The 16,356-nt window shown below is 43.8% G+C and carries 16 protein-coding genes; 15 read left to right on the plus strand and 1 reads right to left on the minus strand.

Going from position 1 to position 16,356, the window contains the following annotated elements; all coding sequences use genetic code 11:
• The first annotated feature begins 10 nt into the window (after positions 1-10).
• The 4 genes from rsgA (at position 11) to spoVM (ending at position 2,405) form a co-directional block, all read left to right on the plus strand.
• On the plus strand, positions 11-898 hold the full coding sequence (gene rsgA, locus ACFSCZ_RS03615; RefSeq protein WP_380772380.1) for a ribosome small subunit-dependent GTPase A: 888 nt from the start codon (positions 11-13) through the stop codon (positions 896-898).
• Positions 895-1,548, plus strand: a complete 654-nt coding sequence (rpe, locus tag ACFSCZ_RS03620) for a ribulose-phosphate 3-epimerase (protein WP_380772381.1) — start codon at positions 895-897, stop codon at positions 1,546-1,548. The genes rsgA and rpe overlap by 4 nt, the downstream gene beginning before the upstream one ends.
• 19 nt (positions 1,549-1,567) lie before the next feature.
• The gene (locus ACFSCZ_RS03625; RefSeq protein ID WP_380772382.1) at positions 1,568-2,221 is read left to right on the plus strand and encodes a thiamine diphosphokinase; all 654 of its coding nucleotides are present in this window, start codon (positions 1,568-1,570) and stop codon (positions 2,219-2,221) included.
• A gap of 103 nt (positions 2,222-2,324) precedes the next feature.
• Positions 2,325-2,405: a stage V sporulation protein SpoVM gene (gene spoVM, locus ACFSCZ_RS03630; RefSeq protein ID WP_018705181.1), complete on the plus strand. Its 81-nt coding sequence runs from the start codon at positions 2,325-2,327 to the stop codon at positions 2,403-2,405.
• A gap of 262 nt (positions 2,406-2,667) precedes the next feature.
• Here the strand turns inward: spoVM and rpmB are convergent, their stop codons facing one another.
• The gene (rpmB, locus tag ACFSCZ_RS03635) at positions 2,668-2,856 is read right to left on the minus strand and encodes a 50S ribosomal protein L28 (RefSeq protein ID WP_380772383.1); all 189 of its coding nucleotides are present in this window, start codon (positions 2,854-2,856) and stop codon (positions 2,668-2,670) included.
• Between the two features lie 283 nt (positions 2,857-3,139).
• On the opposite strand from rpmB, the gene ACFSCZ_RS03640 reads away from it, so the two are divergent.
• The 11 genes from ACFSCZ_RS03640 (at position 3,140) to ftsY (ending at position 16,309) form a co-directional block, all read left to right on the plus strand.
• Positions 3,140-3,502: an Asp23/Gls24 family envelope stress response protein gene (locus tag ACFSCZ_RS03640; RefSeq protein WP_380772384.1), complete on the plus strand. Its 363-nt coding sequence runs from the start codon at positions 3,140-3,142 to the stop codon at positions 3,500-3,502.
• A 15-nt stretch (positions 3,503-3,517) separates the two neighbouring features.
• A complete protein-coding gene (locus tag ACFSCZ_RS03645; RefSeq protein ID WP_380772385.1) occupies positions 3,518-5,161 on the plus strand; it encodes a DAK2 domain-containing protein in 1,644 nt (547 codons plus the stop codon).
• A 33-nt stretch (positions 5,162-5,194) separates the two neighbouring features.
• Entirely contained in the window at positions 5,195-7,243 is a 2,049-nt protein-coding gene (gene recG / locus ACFSCZ_RS03650; protein WP_380772386.1) for an ATP-dependent DNA helicase RecG, read from the plus strand.
• Positions 7,244-7,343: 100 nt separating this feature from the next.
• Positions 7,344-7,907 (plus strand): transcription factor FapR, encoded by a 564-nt coding sequence (gene fapR, locus ACFSCZ_RS03655; protein WP_380772387.1) that lies wholly within the window; start codon positions 7,344-7,346, stop codon positions 7,905-7,907.
• A 14-nt stretch (positions 7,908-7,921) separates the two neighbouring features.
• Positions 7,922-8,911, plus strand: a complete 990-nt coding sequence (plsX, locus tag ACFSCZ_RS03660) for a phosphate acyltransferase PlsX (protein ID WP_380772388.1) — start codon at positions 7,922-7,924, stop codon at positions 8,909-8,911.
• Between the two features lie 13 nt (positions 8,912-8,924).
• The gene (gene fabD, locus ACFSCZ_RS03665; RefSeq protein ID WP_380772389.1) at positions 8,925-9,866 is read left to right on the plus strand and encodes an ACP S-malonyltransferase; all 942 of its coding nucleotides are present in this window, start codon (positions 8,925-8,927) and stop codon (positions 9,864-9,866) included.
• 2 nt (positions 9,867-9,868) lie between these two features.
• Positions 9,869-10,612, plus strand: a complete 744-nt coding sequence (gene fabG, locus ACFSCZ_RS03670; RefSeq protein ID WP_380772390.1) for a 3-oxoacyl-[acyl-carrier-protein] reductase — start codon at positions 9,869-9,871, stop codon at positions 10,610-10,612.
• Between the two features lie 62 nt (positions 10,613-10,674).
• Positions 10,675-10,908, plus strand: coding sequence for an acyl carrier protein (gene acpP, locus ACFSCZ_RS03675; protein WP_380772391.1), 234 nt, complete (start codon positions 10,675-10,677; stop codon positions 10,906-10,908).
• Between the two features lie 75 nt (positions 10,909-10,983).
• Entirely contained in the window at positions 10,984-11,715 is a 732-nt protein-coding gene (gene rnc, locus ACFSCZ_RS03680) for a ribonuclease III (protein WP_380772392.1), read from the plus strand.
• 27 nt (positions 11,716-11,742) lie between these two features.
• The gene (smc, locus tag ACFSCZ_RS03685; RefSeq protein WP_380772393.1) at positions 11,743-15,309 is read left to right on the plus strand and encodes a chromosome segregation protein SMC; all 3,567 of its coding nucleotides are present in this window, start codon (positions 11,743-11,745) and stop codon (positions 15,307-15,309) included.
• Between the two features lie 10 nt (positions 15,310-15,319).
• Complete coding sequence (gene ftsY / locus ACFSCZ_RS03690; RefSeq protein ID WP_380772394.1) at positions 15,320-16,309, plus strand: signal recognition particle-docking protein FtsY; 990 nt, start codon at positions 15,320-15,322, stop codon at positions 16,307-16,309.
• Positions 16,310-16,356 lie beyond the last annotated feature (47 nt).

The following is a 16,356-nucleotide window of genomic DNA, read 5'->3' on the forward strand; positions in this document are numbered from 1 at the left end:
GATGGATGCCATGTCGAAAGGCAAAATTATTAAAGCATTAAGCGGATTTTATTATGTACTGGATGGGGAAGAAGTTATACAATGCCGAGGGCGCGGGGTTTTCCGCAAAAAAAATGTGACTCCTCTAGTTGGAGATTATGTCGTCTATCAAGCAGAGAATGAAACAGAAGGATATATTATGGAAATTAAGCCGCGCAGAAATGAGCTTGTTCGTCCCCCGATAGCCAACATAGACCAAGCCATTTTGGTTTTTTCCGCTGCAAGGCCGGATTTCAGTACAGCTTTGCTTGACCGGTTTCTTTCCGTGATAGAGGCGAATGAAATCAAACCTGTGATTTGCGTAACGAAAATAGATTTACTGTCTGAAGAAGAAAAGAAAAAGATAGACTGGTATATAGAAGGATATCAATCCATCGGTTATGACATAATTCAATTATCATCATTAACAGGGGATGGGATAAAGCAGATCTTTCCTGTGATCAAGGATCAAATTAGTGTATTGGCTGGACAGTCTGGTGTTGGAAAGTCAACACTGCTAAATTCGCTGCATCCTGATTTAGACATTAAGACAGCAGATATATCTGACCACCTTGGGAGAGGGAAGCATACGACACGCCACGTGGAGCTGCTTCGGATCGGAGAGGGTCTTGTCGCTGATACACCGGGATTTAGCTCCTTGGAATTTCCTGACATGGAGGCAGAAGAGCTTTCATCCACGTTTCCGGAAATGGTAAAATTTGGGGAGTCCTGTAAATTCCGAGGATGCGTTCATATCAATGAACCGGGCTGTGCAGTCAAGCAAGCTGTGAAGTCAGGTGAGATTCAAAACTATCGTTATGAGCATTATCAGGATTTTTATCAAGAATTAAAGAGCAGAAAGCCGAGGTATTCAAAATGAAAATAGCACCTTCGATTTTAGCTGCTGATTTTTTAAAGCTGGGTGATGAAATCCGGGAGGTGGAAGCAGCAGGGGCTGATTATATTCACATTGATGTAATGGATGGCCATTTTGTACCGAATATCACCATGGGGCCGGGGACAGTCTCAGCGATCGATTCCATTACAGATCTACCGCTTGATGTCCATCTGATGATTGAGAACCCCCACCTGTATATAACAGATTTTGCAAAAGCAGGAGCAGATTATTTAACCATTCATGTAGAGGCTGATCCGCATCTGCACCGGACTTTGCAGGAAATAAAGAAGCATGATGTAAAAGCGGGAGTCGTCCTAAATCCGGCTACTCCCGCCGAATCGATTAAATATGTTTTGGGTGATATTGATATGGTTTTACTTATGACAGTCAATCCCGGTTTCGGCGGACAGTCTTTTATTGAGTCTGTCCTCCCAAAAATGACGGAGATCAGGAAAATGGCAGACGACCAGGGTCTGGATCTTGAAATAGAAGTAGACGGCGGCATCAATGCGGAAACTGCCCGCTTGTGCAAACAAGCGGGAGCGGATGTGTTTGTGGCCGGTTCATTTATCTTTAACCAGTCTGACAGAAAAAAAGCGATACAAGAGCTGCGCAGACAAGTGGAACAATAGTGACAAGCGGTGATGCTCCATGAAAAAAATTATTCATGTAGTCGCTGGCGGGCCGGATGAGTTTTTACCGGATTTATCAGACTATGCTCAGAAAGATGCCATTTGGATCGGTGTGGATAAAGGAGTTCAGTTGATCATTCAGCACGGACTCCATCCTGATTTGGCCGTCGGGGATTTTGACTCAATTTCTCCGGAGGACTTCTTGAGAGTTAAACGCCTTGTCCCTTCACTTCGGCAGTTTAAGCCGGAAAAGGATGAAACGGATATGGAACTCGCAATCTTAACGGCATTGGAAATGACTCCATCAGTTATTAAAATCTTTGGGGCTACCGGCGGGCGGCTGGATCATTTAATGGCCAATATAATGATGCTTGGAAGATTTAAGCAGCACCATCCTGACACATCATTTGAAATGATCGATACTCAAAATAGTTTATCTGTGTTTGTACCCGGATTTTATCAGATTGGGCGGGAGGATGAAAAAAAATATGTATCGTTTATCCCCGTTTTTTCGGATGTAAATGGTTTGACCTTGAAAGGATTCAAATTTCCCCTCACACAACACCACGTTCCATTGGGTTCATCTTTATGCATAAGTAATGAACTTATTCAGGAAACCGGTCATTTTTCATTTGAGAAAGGCATACTTATGATGATAAGGAGCAAGGATTAAACTTGGCTTTAAAGAACCGGGCATATGTACTTATGCATAGATCATGAATAGGATAAAGTGACTGAAAGTGTGACAGTTTCAGAGTGATGAGGAGGGGACCTGTATGAAGTTTTATACAATCAAGCTTCCTAGGTTTTTAGGAGGTATTGTAAGAGCCATGTTGGGTACTTTCAAAAAAGATTAATGGAGGCATAAGAAAAAGAGGCACCTGATCAGGGCGCCTCTTTTATGTTGAATCAATAAGATCATCCGTTTTCAAACAAAGTCATGGCTGCTGGACGCCTTTATCGAGTGCCAAAGAAATTACCGCAGGCGGGCATGTTCCAGCACTTGATCCCGGCGTAATAAAATAAACGGAAGCTCATGAATCTGTTATTCCTGCAGTCGTCGTATGCTTGGTAAACCAGGCTGTAAGATGTTCGATCGGCAGGAATGACAGACAAAACTTATACTCTTTGTACTTTTCCGGACTTAAGGGCACGGGCCGAAACCCATACACGCTTAGGCTTACCGTCAACCAAAATCCGGACTTTTTGAAGGTTTGCACCCCAAGTACGTTTATTTGCATTCATAGCGTGTGAGCGTTTGTTTCCAGTTCTGGTTTTTCTCCCAGTTACAACACATTGTTTAGGCATCTATGATTTCCCTCCTGTCACTTACGGTATCATGAAATATTCAATGATTCGTTCATCTTCTTTTCAGAAAAGATACCTTAATAATTTATCATAAAAACCGTTATAGTGCAACAATATCATTTTTTATCTGAATGGAAAGACCCCTTTACATCAATGGAAAATTGGAGAAGATCCCTTGTATCCGGCTTTTAAAATCAGGCACATTATAGTAATATAAGCATATCTCTAAACGCTTGAAGCATTTGATGGGATATGGCCCAACAATTATAGGGGGGAATCTCTTGTGTCCATTGAAATGAAAACAAGTTTTGGTCAAATTGATATTTCAAATGAAGTCATTGCCACGATTGCCGGAGGAGCGGCGATTGATTGCTACGGAATCGTTGGAATGGCCTCGAAAAATCAAATACGTGATGGGCTGACAGAAATCCTTCGAAGGGAAAATTTTTCCCGAGGGGTAGTTATTCGTCAAGAGGATGATAGACTTCACATTGATATGTACATTATTGTAAGTTATGGGACAAAAATCTCAGAGGTTGCTTTTAACGTACAATCAAAAGTGAAATATACATTGAAGCAAACAATCGGCATGTCAGCCGATACTGTCAATATTTATGTTCAGGGGGTTCGTGTGACGAATCCGTAATGAGGAGGAAAAGTTGTGTCGATAACATCGTTGGATGGGAATCGCTTCGCAGATATGATCGCAAGCGGAGCTAATCACTTGTCAGCAAACGCTGAAACGGTTGATGCGCTGAATGTTTTTCCTGTTCCGGACGGGGATACCGGAACAAATATGAAGCTGTCGATTTCTTCCGGCTCAAAGGAAGCCCAGGCTCACAGGCAAGACCACATAGGAAAAGTTGGAGCTGCATTCTCGAAAGGCCTGCTGATGGGTGCGAGAGGGAACTCCGGGGTTATTTTATCCCAATTATTCAGGGGATTTTCAAAAGATATTGAACACAAATCATCTGTTACAGGCATGGAATTTGCCCATGCACTGAAAATGGGGGCCGAAACAGCATATAAAGCTGTCATGAAACCTGTTGAAGGAACCATTCTGACCGTGGCGAAGGATGCAGCAAATGAAGCGGTCCAATCGGCCAAGGAAACAGATAATTTGGTCAAGATCATGGAGGCTGCATTGGATGAGGCGAAGAAATCTCTCGCAAGAACGCAGGACTTGCTGCCGGTATTAAAAGAAGTGGGCGTAGTAGACAGCGGCGGCCAGGGGCTCGTTTATGTTTACGAGGGATTTCTGGCTGCCTTGACAGGAAAGGAAATCACTGAAGCAGCTCCTTCCATGGATGAACTTGTTAATGCACAGCATCATCAGAGCATACATGGTTTTATGAGCACCGAAGATATTGAATTTGGCTATTGTACCGAGTTTATGGTCAGGCTGGAAAGCGGCCGTCCTTATCATGAGGGTGATTTTCGGAAAGACCTGAGCAGGTACGGAGATTCATTGCTCGTTATCTCTGACGAGGATGTAGCAAAAGTACATATCCACTCTGAGCAGCCGGGAGAAGTTTTATCATATGGTCAACAGTATGGGCCGCTCATTCATGTGAAAATTGAGAATATGAGAGAACAGCATAGTGCGCTGACGAACGAAGGGCCATCGAACCCGCGTCCCAAAGAGAAGGAAGAGTATGCCATCGTCTCGGTTTCCATGGGAGAGGGGATCGGGGAGCTGTTTAAGAGCATCGGGGCCAATGCTATTATAGAAGGCGGGCAAACGATGAATCCGAGTACCGAAGATATTCTGGAAGCCGTTCGTTCAGCTCATGCTAAAAATGTTATCATCCTGCCGAACAATAAAAACATAGTGATGGCTGCTGAGCAGGCAGCTGAGATGGCTGAAGACAATGTTGCAGTTGTGCCATCCAAAACGATTCCTCAAGGGATGGCTGCGATTTTAGCTTTTAATCCGACAGCTTCTCTCGAAAATAACAGCCGGGAGATGACTGAAGCGCTGGAACATGTCAAAACCGGACAAGTTACCTATGCAGTCAGGGATACAGTGATTGATGGCGTTACAATAAATAAAAATGACTATATGGGATTGGCAAATGGAAATATTATTTATTCGGGTCCGGATCTTTTGGAAACAGCCCAAGTTTTGTTAAAGGAAATGATTGATGAAGACGCGGAGATCCTGACAATCTTATATGGTGAAAATATAGACCGAACGCAGCTGAATCAGCTGGAAAAATTTATTGATGACCATTTTGGAGAAATTGAAGTGGAACTTCATTATGGGGGACAGCCGGTATACAACTATATTTTTTCAGTGGAATAATAGCAGGATGAAGGAGGCGCACATTTCGGAATCATGAACAGTCCATTGGATCAAGAAGTGACAGTTTTAAGGGGAATTGGTGAAGAGACCGCTGTCCAGCTTGCCGGTCTGGACATTCATACTATCCGCGATATACTCTATTATCTTCCGTACCGATATGATGATATGAGGCTTCGTGATTTGTCCGATGTTGAGCATGATGAGCGCATTACAGTTGAAGGGAAGGTTCATAGTGAACCTTCCCTTGTGTATTATGGAAAAAAAAGAAACCGCCTGACGTTCCGTCTTTTGGCAGACCGGTACTTAATAAAAGCTGTAGTTTTTAATCGCGGCTATTTAAAAGGGAAGCTCCAGCCCAACAGCATTGTGACGGTGACAGGGAAATGGGACAAGCACCGTCAAACGCTTACATGCTTTGAAGTGATTCTCGGGCCTCACGAAAGGGTAGGGGATTTCCAGCCGGTGTATGCAGTAAAAGGGAGTTTGACGGTCAAAGCGTTAAGACGTTTTATTCAAGAGGCTTTTGATGAATATGCCCAGTATATGGAAGAACCTCTTCCCGAACCGCTTCTAATGAAATATAAGCTCGTTGGTATAAAGGATGCGTTATCCTTTATGCATTTTCCGGAAACGGCCAGAGAAATGAAACAGGGACGGAGACGTTTCGTATATGAGGAATTCCTATTATTTCAATTGAAAATGCAGGCGCTTCGAAAAATGAGGAGAGAGAGAACAAGTGGTGCCGGTCAAAAGTATGATCTTCAAAAGTTAAAAGCATTCATCGCTTCATTGCCATTTACTTTAACCAATGCTCAAAAAAAAGCTGTAAATGAAATTTGTTACGATTTAAAATCCCCATATAAAATGAACAGGCTGCTGCAGGGGGATGTGGGATCTGGTAAAACCGTCGTTGCCGCCATTGCCCTGTTTGCCAGTGTCACTGCAGGATATCAGGGTGCACTGATGGTGCCGACAGAGATTTTGGCAGAGCAGCATGAAGAGTCGCTGAAAGAAATTTTTTCAAAGACAGATCTGAGAATTGAATTATTGACAAGCTCAGTGAAAGGAAAGAAAAGAGACGACATCTTGGAACGTTTGAAGTCAGGGGACATTGACATTATGATCGGCACTCATTCGCTGATTCAGGATGATGTGGATTTTCATCGTCTGGGTCTTGTCATAACAGATGAGCAGCACCGGTTTGGTGTGGAACAGCGCAGGATTTTGAAGGAAAAAGGGGAACATCCGGACGTTTTATTTATGACGGCCACTCCCATTCCAAGGACGCTGGCCATTACCGTTTTTGGAGAGATGGATGTATCTGCGATCAACGAATTGCCTAAAGGAAGAAAACCAATTGAAACCTATTGGGCAAAACAGGAGATGCTGGACAGAGTACTGGATTTCATGGAAAAAGAGCTTCGCGAAGGCAGACAGGCATATGTCATTTGCCCGTTAATCGAGGAAAGCGACAAACTGGATGTTCAAAATGCTATTGATGTTTATGAGATGCTCTCCAGCCATTTCCAAGGCAGATATAGCACCGGTTTAATGCATGGACGCCTCCCTGCAGCTGAAAAGGATGAGATCATGAAAGCATTCAGCCGGAATGAAATTCAGGTCCTTGTATCTACAACAGTTGTAGAGGTGGGAGTGAATGTTCCCAATGCTACATTTATGCTGATTTATGACGCTGAACGATTTGGGCTTGCGCAGCTTCACCAGCTTCGGGGAAGGGTTGGAAGGGGCAGCAGCCAGTCTTACTGTATATTGTTGGCTGACCCTAAAACCGAAATCGGCAAGGAAAGAATGCGGATCATGACAGAAACCAATGATGGATTTGCCTTGAGTGAGCGTGATTTAGAACTGAGGGGACCCGGAGATTTTTTTGGAAAAAAACAAAGCGGCTTGCCTGAATTTCAGGTTGCCGACATGGTTCATGATTACCGCGTTTTGGAAGTGGCCAGAAATGATGCACTGGAAATGATTGAATCAGAGGAGTTTTGGAACGGGGAATCCTATAAAATACTAAGGTCCCGGCTTGAGCAATCCGGGGCTTTATCAGGAGAGAAGCTAGATTAGTATTCGTTTCGGATGAATTAATAGTTGCATGGTGCCCCGGCATTTTATATACTACTATTAGTACCAAGTCTTAATATCGGGGAATGGTGTGAAAGTCAAAATGAAGCCTTCAAAAAAGGAACGACAAAAATGGCTTGTGGAAACAATTGAGACCAATCCTTTTGTGACAGATGAGGAGTTGGCTGAACGATTTTCAGTGAGCGTTCAGACCATTAGGCTTGACCGGATGGAATTGGCGATACCCGAGTTGAGAGAAAGAATTAAAACGGTTGCTGAAAAGCATGTGGATAACACAGTGAAATCATTGCCGATGAATGAGGTCATTGGTGAAGTGATAGACCTGCATTTGGACGAGAGCGCAATTTCACTGTTTGAAGTTCAGGAGGAACATGTCTTTACGCGCAACTCTATCGCAAGGGGACATCATTTATTTGCCCAAGCCAACTCTCTTGCAGTGGCGGTCATTGACGACGAACTGGCATTGACCGTAAGAGCCGGCATCCATTTTACCCGCCCGGTAAAAGCCGGTGAAAGAGTCATTGCCAAAGCAAAGGTGCGTTCCAGTAAAAAGAACAGTAACCGAACGATTGTGGATGTGGAGAGTTTTGTAGGAGGGGAATTGGCCTTTAAGGGCGAATTTGAAATGTATCGCTCGAGTGAATGAAAAGGAGATTGTTTATGAAAGTAGCTATTGATGCCATGGGAGGCGACCATGCACCGAAAGAAATTATTTTGGGTGTGAATCACGCAGCCCGTGATTTTTCTGATACAGAGTTTATTCTTTTTGGAGACGAAGAGCAGATCCAAAAATACCTGGATCCGAGCGGCCGCATTACGGTTGTTCATACAAAAGATGTGATTGAGCCAACGGATGAACCGGTTCGTGCTGTCCGCCGGAAAAAAGAAGCATCTATGGTGAAAATGGCTCAGGCGGTAGCTGATGGCGAGGCTGACGCCTGCATTTCTGCAGGAAATACCGGAGCTTTGATGACGGCAGGGTTGTTCATTGTCGGAAGAATCAAAGGCGTTGAGCGGCCGGCCTTGGCACCAACCCTTCCAACGTTGGATGGCAGGGGTTTTTTAATGCTTGATCTTGGGGCAAATGCGGATGCAAAGCCTGAGCACTTGCTTCAATATGGCTTTATGGGACAAATCTATGCAGAGAAAGTAAGAAAGATTATAAAGCCGAGAGTGGCCTTGCTTAACATTGGATCTGAGCACAATAAAGGGAATGAGCTGACGAAGAAAGCTTTTGAACTTTTACATTCATCTGACGTAAATTTTATCGGTAATATTGAGGCCCGTGATTTACTGGAAGGACGCGCAGATGTCGTGGTAACAGATGGTTTTACTGGCAATATCGTCTTAAAAGCGATCGAGGGTACGGCTGCTTCCATTTTTTCAATGGTGAAATCCACTTTCACCAGCAGCCTGAAAAATAAACTTGCCGCAGGATTAGTCAAGTCGGATCTCATAGAGTTAAAAAAACAAATGGATTATTCGGAATATGGTGGGGCGGCCTTGTTTGGACTGCAGGCGCCTGTTGTAAAAGCCCACGGCTCATCCAATGCAAATGCCATTTATCATGCGGTTCGCCAGGCTAGAGATATCGTACTGAATGACGTGTCCGGAACCATTGAATCTGCTGTTACAGTACATAAAGAATAAAGGAGTTTGGAAATTGGGAAAAATAGCATTTATATTCCCCGGCCAAGGGTCACAGACTGTTGGTATGGGAAAAGAAGCTGCTGAAACAAATGAAAAAGCGAAGTCCGTTTTTGACCGGGCAGACCAGCGCCTTGGGTATTCACTGTCGTCGATTATATTTGAAGGACCTCAGGAAGACCTGACATCAACAGCTAATGCACAGCCGGCCCTGTTAACTGCCAGCATGGCTCTCATGCAGGATTTGACAGATGCAGGGATTTCTCCGGATTATACCGCAGGCCACAGTCTTGGGGAGTATACTGCCTTAGTCGCTGCTGGTGCCATTGACTTTGCAGATGCCGTATATGCTGTACATAAACGCGGACAATTTATGGAAGAAGCAGTTCCAAACGGGCGGGGGACGATGGCTGCTGTACTCGGATTGGAAAGAGGCACTCTGCACGGCATTTGCGAACAGGTTACTTCAGGTGGAGATCTTGTACAGATGGCCAATTTAAACTGCCCCGGGCAAATTGTTATATCAGGAACAGTGGAAGGAGTCAAAAAGGCTGGTGAACAGGCCAAAGAGCAGGGTGCAAAGCGAGTACTGCCATTGCAGGTAAGCGGTCCGTTTCATTCAAGTCTTATGAAGCCTGCTGCCGAGAGATTCACCCAAGTTTTACATGAAATTGAGATTAAGGATGCTGATGTTCCGGTCATTGTGAATGTTTCTGCTGAACCTGAAACAAAGAAAGAAGCCTTTCAGGAAAAATTGATCGAACAACTCTATTCACCGGTGTTATGGGAAGATAGTGTGCAAAAGCTTATCAGCTTAGGAGTTGATACATTTGTAGAAATAGGGCCAGGCAAAGTGTTGTCCGGCTTAGTTCGAAAGGTGGATAGGAAGGTCACGGCCATATCAGTTCAAGATCCGGAGAGCTGTCAAAAAGCGATCGGAATGTTGAGGGGGGAATAAGCATGCGATTGGAAGGAAAAGTAGCACTTGTGACCGGCGCCTCCAGAGGCATAGGGAAAGCTGTAGCGCTTGCGCTTGCCGAAGAAGGTGCGAATGTTGTCGTAAACTATGCCGGCAGTACCGGCAAAGCGAATGAAACGGTCAGCGAAATTCAAGCAATGGGAAGGGAAGCCGTTGCATACCAGTGCAACGTATCTGATTCTGAAGCTGTTCAGGCCATGGTGAAGGATACTGTAGCGAAATTTGGGAAGCTCGATATTCTTGTAAATAATGCAGGCATTACCAGAGATAATCTCCTGATGCGTATGAAAGAAGATGAATGGGATGATGTCATAGACACAAACTTAAAAGGTGTCTTTCTCTGTACAAAGGCTGTAACCAGGCAGATGATGAAACAAAGAAGCGGACGCATCATTAATATGGCCTCGATCGTAGGAGTGATCGGCAACCCGGGCCAGGCAAACTATGTTGCTGCAAAAGCAGGAGTGATCGGCTTAACTAAATCAGCAGCTAGAGAGCTGGCTTCGCGCGGGATTACAGTGAATGCAGTGGCACCGGGTTTTATTACTACTGATATGACCGACCAGCTAACGGATGAGCAAAAGGATGCCATGCTCAAGCAAATACCACTGGAAAAATTTGGACAGGCTTCCGACATTGCCAATACGGTCGTGTTCCTTGCTTCGGATGAAGCCGGTTATATTACCGGTCAGACGATCCAAGTTGATGGCGGTATGGGCATGTAATAGAACAAATATTTTATTTCTGCCATGTTTGGATTATAATGGCTTGAGGGGAGGTGAACCTGATGGCAGACATACAAGAAAGAGTAACAAAAATCATTGTAGACCGCCTGGGTGTGGAAGAGTCAAAAGTTCAATTGGAATCTTCTTTTAAAGATGACCTGGGAGCGGACTCGCTTGATGTAGTTGAGCTTGTTATGGAATTGGAAGATGAATTTGACATGGAAATTTCCGATGAAGATGCTGAGAAAATTGCAACAGTAGGCGATGCGGTCAATTACATAAAAAGCAACAGCTAGTCGTTGGAAAATAAAATGTCCCGTTGATTGCCAGCGGGGCTTTTTCTACTTTTAAATTGATAAGGTGGATAGACAATGCGAAAATCGAGAAAAGGTTCAAAAGCAGCGGAAAGAGAGGCTAAGCTGTTTGACGAGCTGCAGAAGCAAATAGGAATTCACTTTACTGATATAAAACTTTTAAAGAAAGCTTTTACACATTCATCCTATGTGAATGAGCATCGGAAAAAGCCGTATGAAGACAATGAACGCCTTGAATTCTTGGGTGATGCTGTCCTGGAATTAACTGTCTCCCAATTTTTATATGAAAAATATCCGATGATGAGCGAGGGCGAATTAACAAAATTGAGAGCAGCAATCGTATGTGAACCATCGCTTGTTACTTTTGCCAATGAACTGAACTTCGGCGAAGCCGTCCTGCTTGGCAAAGGTGAGGAAATGACAGGGGGAAGAAAGCGCCCGGCATTATTGGCCGATGCATTCGAAGCATTTATTGGTGCTTTATATTTAGACCAAGGACTGGAGAAAACGAAGGCTTTTTTGGATAAAGTTGTATTTCCAAAAGTTGAAGTAGGTGCTTTTTCTCATGTGATGGATTTTAAAAGCCAGCTTCAGGAAGTGGTGCAAAGAGATGGAACCGGCACGCTTAAATATGAGATCTTAAAAGAACACGGCCCTGCGCATAGCCGTGTATTTGAGTCCCAGGTTGTACTCAACGGAGAAGTTCTGGGCGAAGGAAAAGGACGCTCCAAAAAGGAAGCTGAACAACATGCAGCGCAAATGGCGCTGGGTAAACTAAATGAATCATGATTGAACATAAAGAAGGAGGAAGTTTATTTGTTCCTCAAGCAATTAAATATGTATGGATTTAAGTCTTTTGCAGAAAAAACGGAAATGGAATTTGTGCCGGGCGTTACGGCGGTTGTAGGTCCAAATGGAAGTGGAAAAAGCAACGTGACCGACGCTTTGCGCTGGGTCCTTGGGGAACAATCGGCCAAATCTCTCCGCGGGGGTACAATGGAGGACATTATATTTGCCGGAAGTGATTCGAGGAAGCCTCTGAATTATGCAGAAGTTTCGATTACATTGGATAATGAGACCGGCTCCCTGCCAGTGGATTACAGTGAGGTAAATGTGAAAAGGCGGGTTTTTCGGACGGGCGAGAGTGAATTTTTTATTAATGAAAAACCGTGCAGACTTAAAGATATTGTGGAATTATTTACTGACTCGGGCCTTGGTCGTGAAGCTTTTTCTATCATTGGCCAAGGGAAAGTGGATCAGGTATTAAACAGCAAGCCGGAAGAAAGAAGAACGATCTTTGAAGAAGCTGCAGGAGTTTTGAAGTATAAACACCGAAAGAAAAAAACGGAAGACAAGCTTCTTGAAACAGAAGAGAACCTTCAGCGCGTAGATGATATCCTTCATGAGCTGGAGGGCCAGCTGGAAATATTGAAAGAACAGGCTGACCGGGCGGAACAGTTTCTGCAGATGAAAGGTGAACTAAAAAAAGTGGAAACTGCCCTGATTGTTCGGAAACTTGAAGAATTGTACGTCCAATGGGAGAAAGTCAACAATGAAGTTGAACTCTATACTGACGCAGAAATAAAACTTTCGAAAGATATACAAAATCTTGAACTGGACATTGACAAAAAAAAGCAACAGCAAAATATTACGGATGAGAAAATAAACTCTCTCCAGGAAAAACTTGTAGATGTGTCTGAGCTGCTTGAAAAATTGGAAGGCCAGCGTCAAGTTTTGGAAGAAAAAAGTAGAAACATCGTTCGGAATATGGATATGCTTCAGGTGAATATCAAGGAAGCCCAATCCAAAAAAGAAGAGCTCCTTCATACCCAGAAGGAAACGGAAAGTTTAATTTCTCAAAAGAAAGCTGAAACGCAAAATATTCATAATCAATTATTGAAAATCGAGCAAAGCCTGGGGAAACTGGACGATACTCTGGACCAAACGATAGAAAATTTAAAAAGTGAGTATGTGGATGCCATGAATGAGCAGGCATCCTATAAAAATGAAATACAATATATCGAAAAGCAGCTCGGCCAGCACCGGATCAGGCTGGAAAAACTAAGGAGCGACAAAGAAAAGGACGAAGCAGAGCTCAATCTCATTTTGACTGAACTCAAAGAAAAAGAAACGAAGTTGACCCACATCCAGAAACAGCTTCGCTCCTTGACGGAAAAAAACGAGCAATATACAGAAAAACGGGCAGTAATGAAAAACCAACGGGAGAATCTTCAGTCAGAACTTTTTCAGTTGTACCGTGAAACACAGAAAATGAAAGCTGAACAGGAAAGTCTTGAGATGATGGAAGATGACTATGCTGGTTATATGCAGGGAGTCCGTGAAGTATTAAAGGCAAAACGGACGCTGTCAGGTATTGAAGGTACAGCAGCCGACCTGATTCAAGTTCCAAAAGAACTGGAGACGGCAGTGGAAACGGCTTTGGGTGCTGCTGTTCAGCATATTGTAGTTCAGACCGATACAGACGGCCGGAAAGCGATTGAGTTTTTGAAGAAGAAAAGACTTGGTCGTGCTACGTTTTTGCCTTTAAATGTAATCCAGCCAAAGTACTTTCATTCAAACTATAAAGAGGCAATGAAATCCCACCCTTCTTTTCTTGGCACTGCTTCAGATCTAGTAACATACGACAAAAAACATGAGCCGGCCATCAGGCATCTCCTCGGCAGTATTGTTGTGGCAAAAGATTTAAAGGGAGCAGGTGAATTGGCAAAGCTTACAGGCTATAAGCTTCGCATTGTCACTCTGACGGGTGATGTGATCAATGCAGGGGGTTCCATGACAGGGGGAACTTCTAAGCAAAAAAGAACCTCTTTAATCAGCAGAAAAAACCGGCTGGAATCTGTAAAGAAAAACCTCTTCGTTCAAAAACAGAAAATCACAACTGCTGAATCGGAATTAACCCGTCTGAAAGAAAAAATGACTGAATGCGAAAAGCTGTTAAGCAACCATCAAAACAAAATCAAGGAATTGGAAGCCGTGCAATATGAGCTTCAATCAGATAAGACGCAACTGAAAATCCAATTAAAACATGTGAAAGATGCCCTGTCGCTGAACGAGGTGGAACAAGATGGCCTACTAAACGACATTCAGGAATTAAAGCTGCAATCGGAACAATCACATACAGCCTTAATGGCGCGGGAACAGTCCATCCGCCAGCTGGACGAGGAAATCAAACAGCTTGCTGAGACGAGAATTTCTCAGCAAAGTTCAAAAGATCAGCTTTTGGCTACCATCCACCAATTGAACTTGCAAAAAGTCCAATTGGAAGAACAGATGCACGCAGCCAATTCTAATCTGGAGCGCATCCGTTCTTCATTAGTTGAGACAGACAGCTTCATCAAAGAGGCTCATCATAAATGGCAGGCTTTCATAACTGAAAAAGAGAGCTTGTTATTTGAAACGACGGAGCTGGAGGAGCAAATAAAGATCAAGCAGGCCGAAAAGGAAAAGACTCTGCAGCTTATATCTGACAGCCGCCGCATGAGGCTGGACATCCAAGAAGACATAAAGCATTGTGAAGCTGAATTAAAAGAGTTGGCCAGACAACAGAAAAAACTGGCGGAGAAATTAAAGAATGAAGAATTTAAAGGCAGCCGCCTAAAAATGGAGATGGAGAATCTTGCAAAGACCTTAACCGAAGATTTCGCCATCTCGTTTGAACGTGCCCGCAAGGAGTCATCCTCCCTGATAGATGTACCCGAGGCAGAGAAAAAAAGAGACAGCTTGAAAAAGGAACTTTCTGCTGTCGGTACAGTAAACGTCGGTGCGATTGATGAATATAAAAGAGTCAGCCGCCGTTGTCAATTTTTGCATGAACAGCGGGACGACCTGTTAAAGGCAAAATCCACCTTATATGAAATTATGGATGAAATGGACCAGGAAATGATCAAACGGTTTGGCAGTACATTTCACTCCATCCAAAATTCCTTTCAGGGTGTTTTCTCCTCATTGTTCGGGGGCGGACGCGCCGAGTTAAAGTTAACAGATCCAGATGATTTATTGAATACAGGTGTAGAAATTGTTGCACAGCCCCCGGGGAAAAAGCTGCAAAATTTAAGTTTGTTGTCAGGAGGAGAACGCTCCCTGACTGCCATCGCACTGTTGTTTTCTATTTTAAAGGTACGGCCCGTTCCTTTTTGTGTGTTGGATGAAGTGGAAGCTGCACTGGATGAGGCCAATGTCGACCGATTCAGCCGGTATTTAAAAAAATTTAGTGAAAATACCCAGTTTATTGTCATCACCCACAGACAGGGGACAATGGCGGGGGCAGATGTTTTATACGGGATTACTATGCAAGAGTCCGGTGTTTCCAAACTGGTATCCGTCAAACTGGAGGAGAGCCGGGCGATGGCAAAATTAACTTGAGGTGAAGAAAATGAGTTTTTTCAAAAAATTAAAAGATAAATTCTCAACTTCCGGTGACTCCATATCGGAAAAGTTTAAAGAGGGTCTTGTCAAAACAAGAGACAACTTTTCTAATAAACTAAATGACCTGGTCTCACGTTATCGTTCTGTGGATGAAGACTTTTTTGAAGAACTTGAAGAAATTCTGATACAGGCAGATGTCGGGTTTGATACCGTAATGGAGCTTGTCGAAGAGTTGAAAATGGAAGTGAAAAGAAGAAATATAAAGGATCCTGAAGAAGTGCAATCGGTTATATCTGAAAAGCTGATCGAAATTTATGAATCAGGTGAGGATCATTTAAGTGCTCTTCATATCCAAGAGGACGGGTTGACGGTCATTTTGTTTGTTGGTGTAAACGGAGTGGGCAAAACAACAACGATCGGCAAGCTTGCACACAAGTTTAAATCTGAAGGAAAGAAAGTGATCATGGCCGCCGGGGATACTTTTCGGGCAGGAGCCATTGAACAGCTGGAAGTATGGGGAGACCGCGTTGGGGTAGATGTAATCAAGCAAACGGAGGGGTCGGACCCCGCAGCGGTGATGTACGATGCTGTTCAGGCAGCCAAAGCCCGGAAAGCGGATATTCTGCTATGCGACACAGCAGGCCGGCTTCAAAATAAAGTAAATCTGATGAAAGAGCTGGAAAAGATTAAAAGAGTCATTGAACGTGAGATACCAGGTGCTCCGCATGAGGTTCTGCTTGTTCTGGATGCCACAACCGGCCAAAACGCACTCATTCAGGCAAAAACGTTTAAAGAGGCCACCGACGTCAGCGGAATTGTGTTGTCAAAACTAGATGGCACAGCCAAGGGGGGAATTGTTCTGGCTATTCGCAATGAAATGAAGATCCCTGTAAAATTTGTAGGTCTTGGTGAAAAAATGGACGATCTTCAGCCATTTGATCCTGAAAAATATGTGTACGGGTTATTTTCCAATGTGATTGAAGAAGCGGAAGAATGAGCGGTGGGTGTTGATGGTGCTTGACGCCCAGCTCGAAAAAAGTTATG

This window comes from Siminovitchia sediminis, from assembly GCF_042680885.1.
GTDB lineage: Bacteria > Bacillota > Bacilli > Bacillales > Bacillaceae_C > Siminovitchia > Siminovitchia sediminis.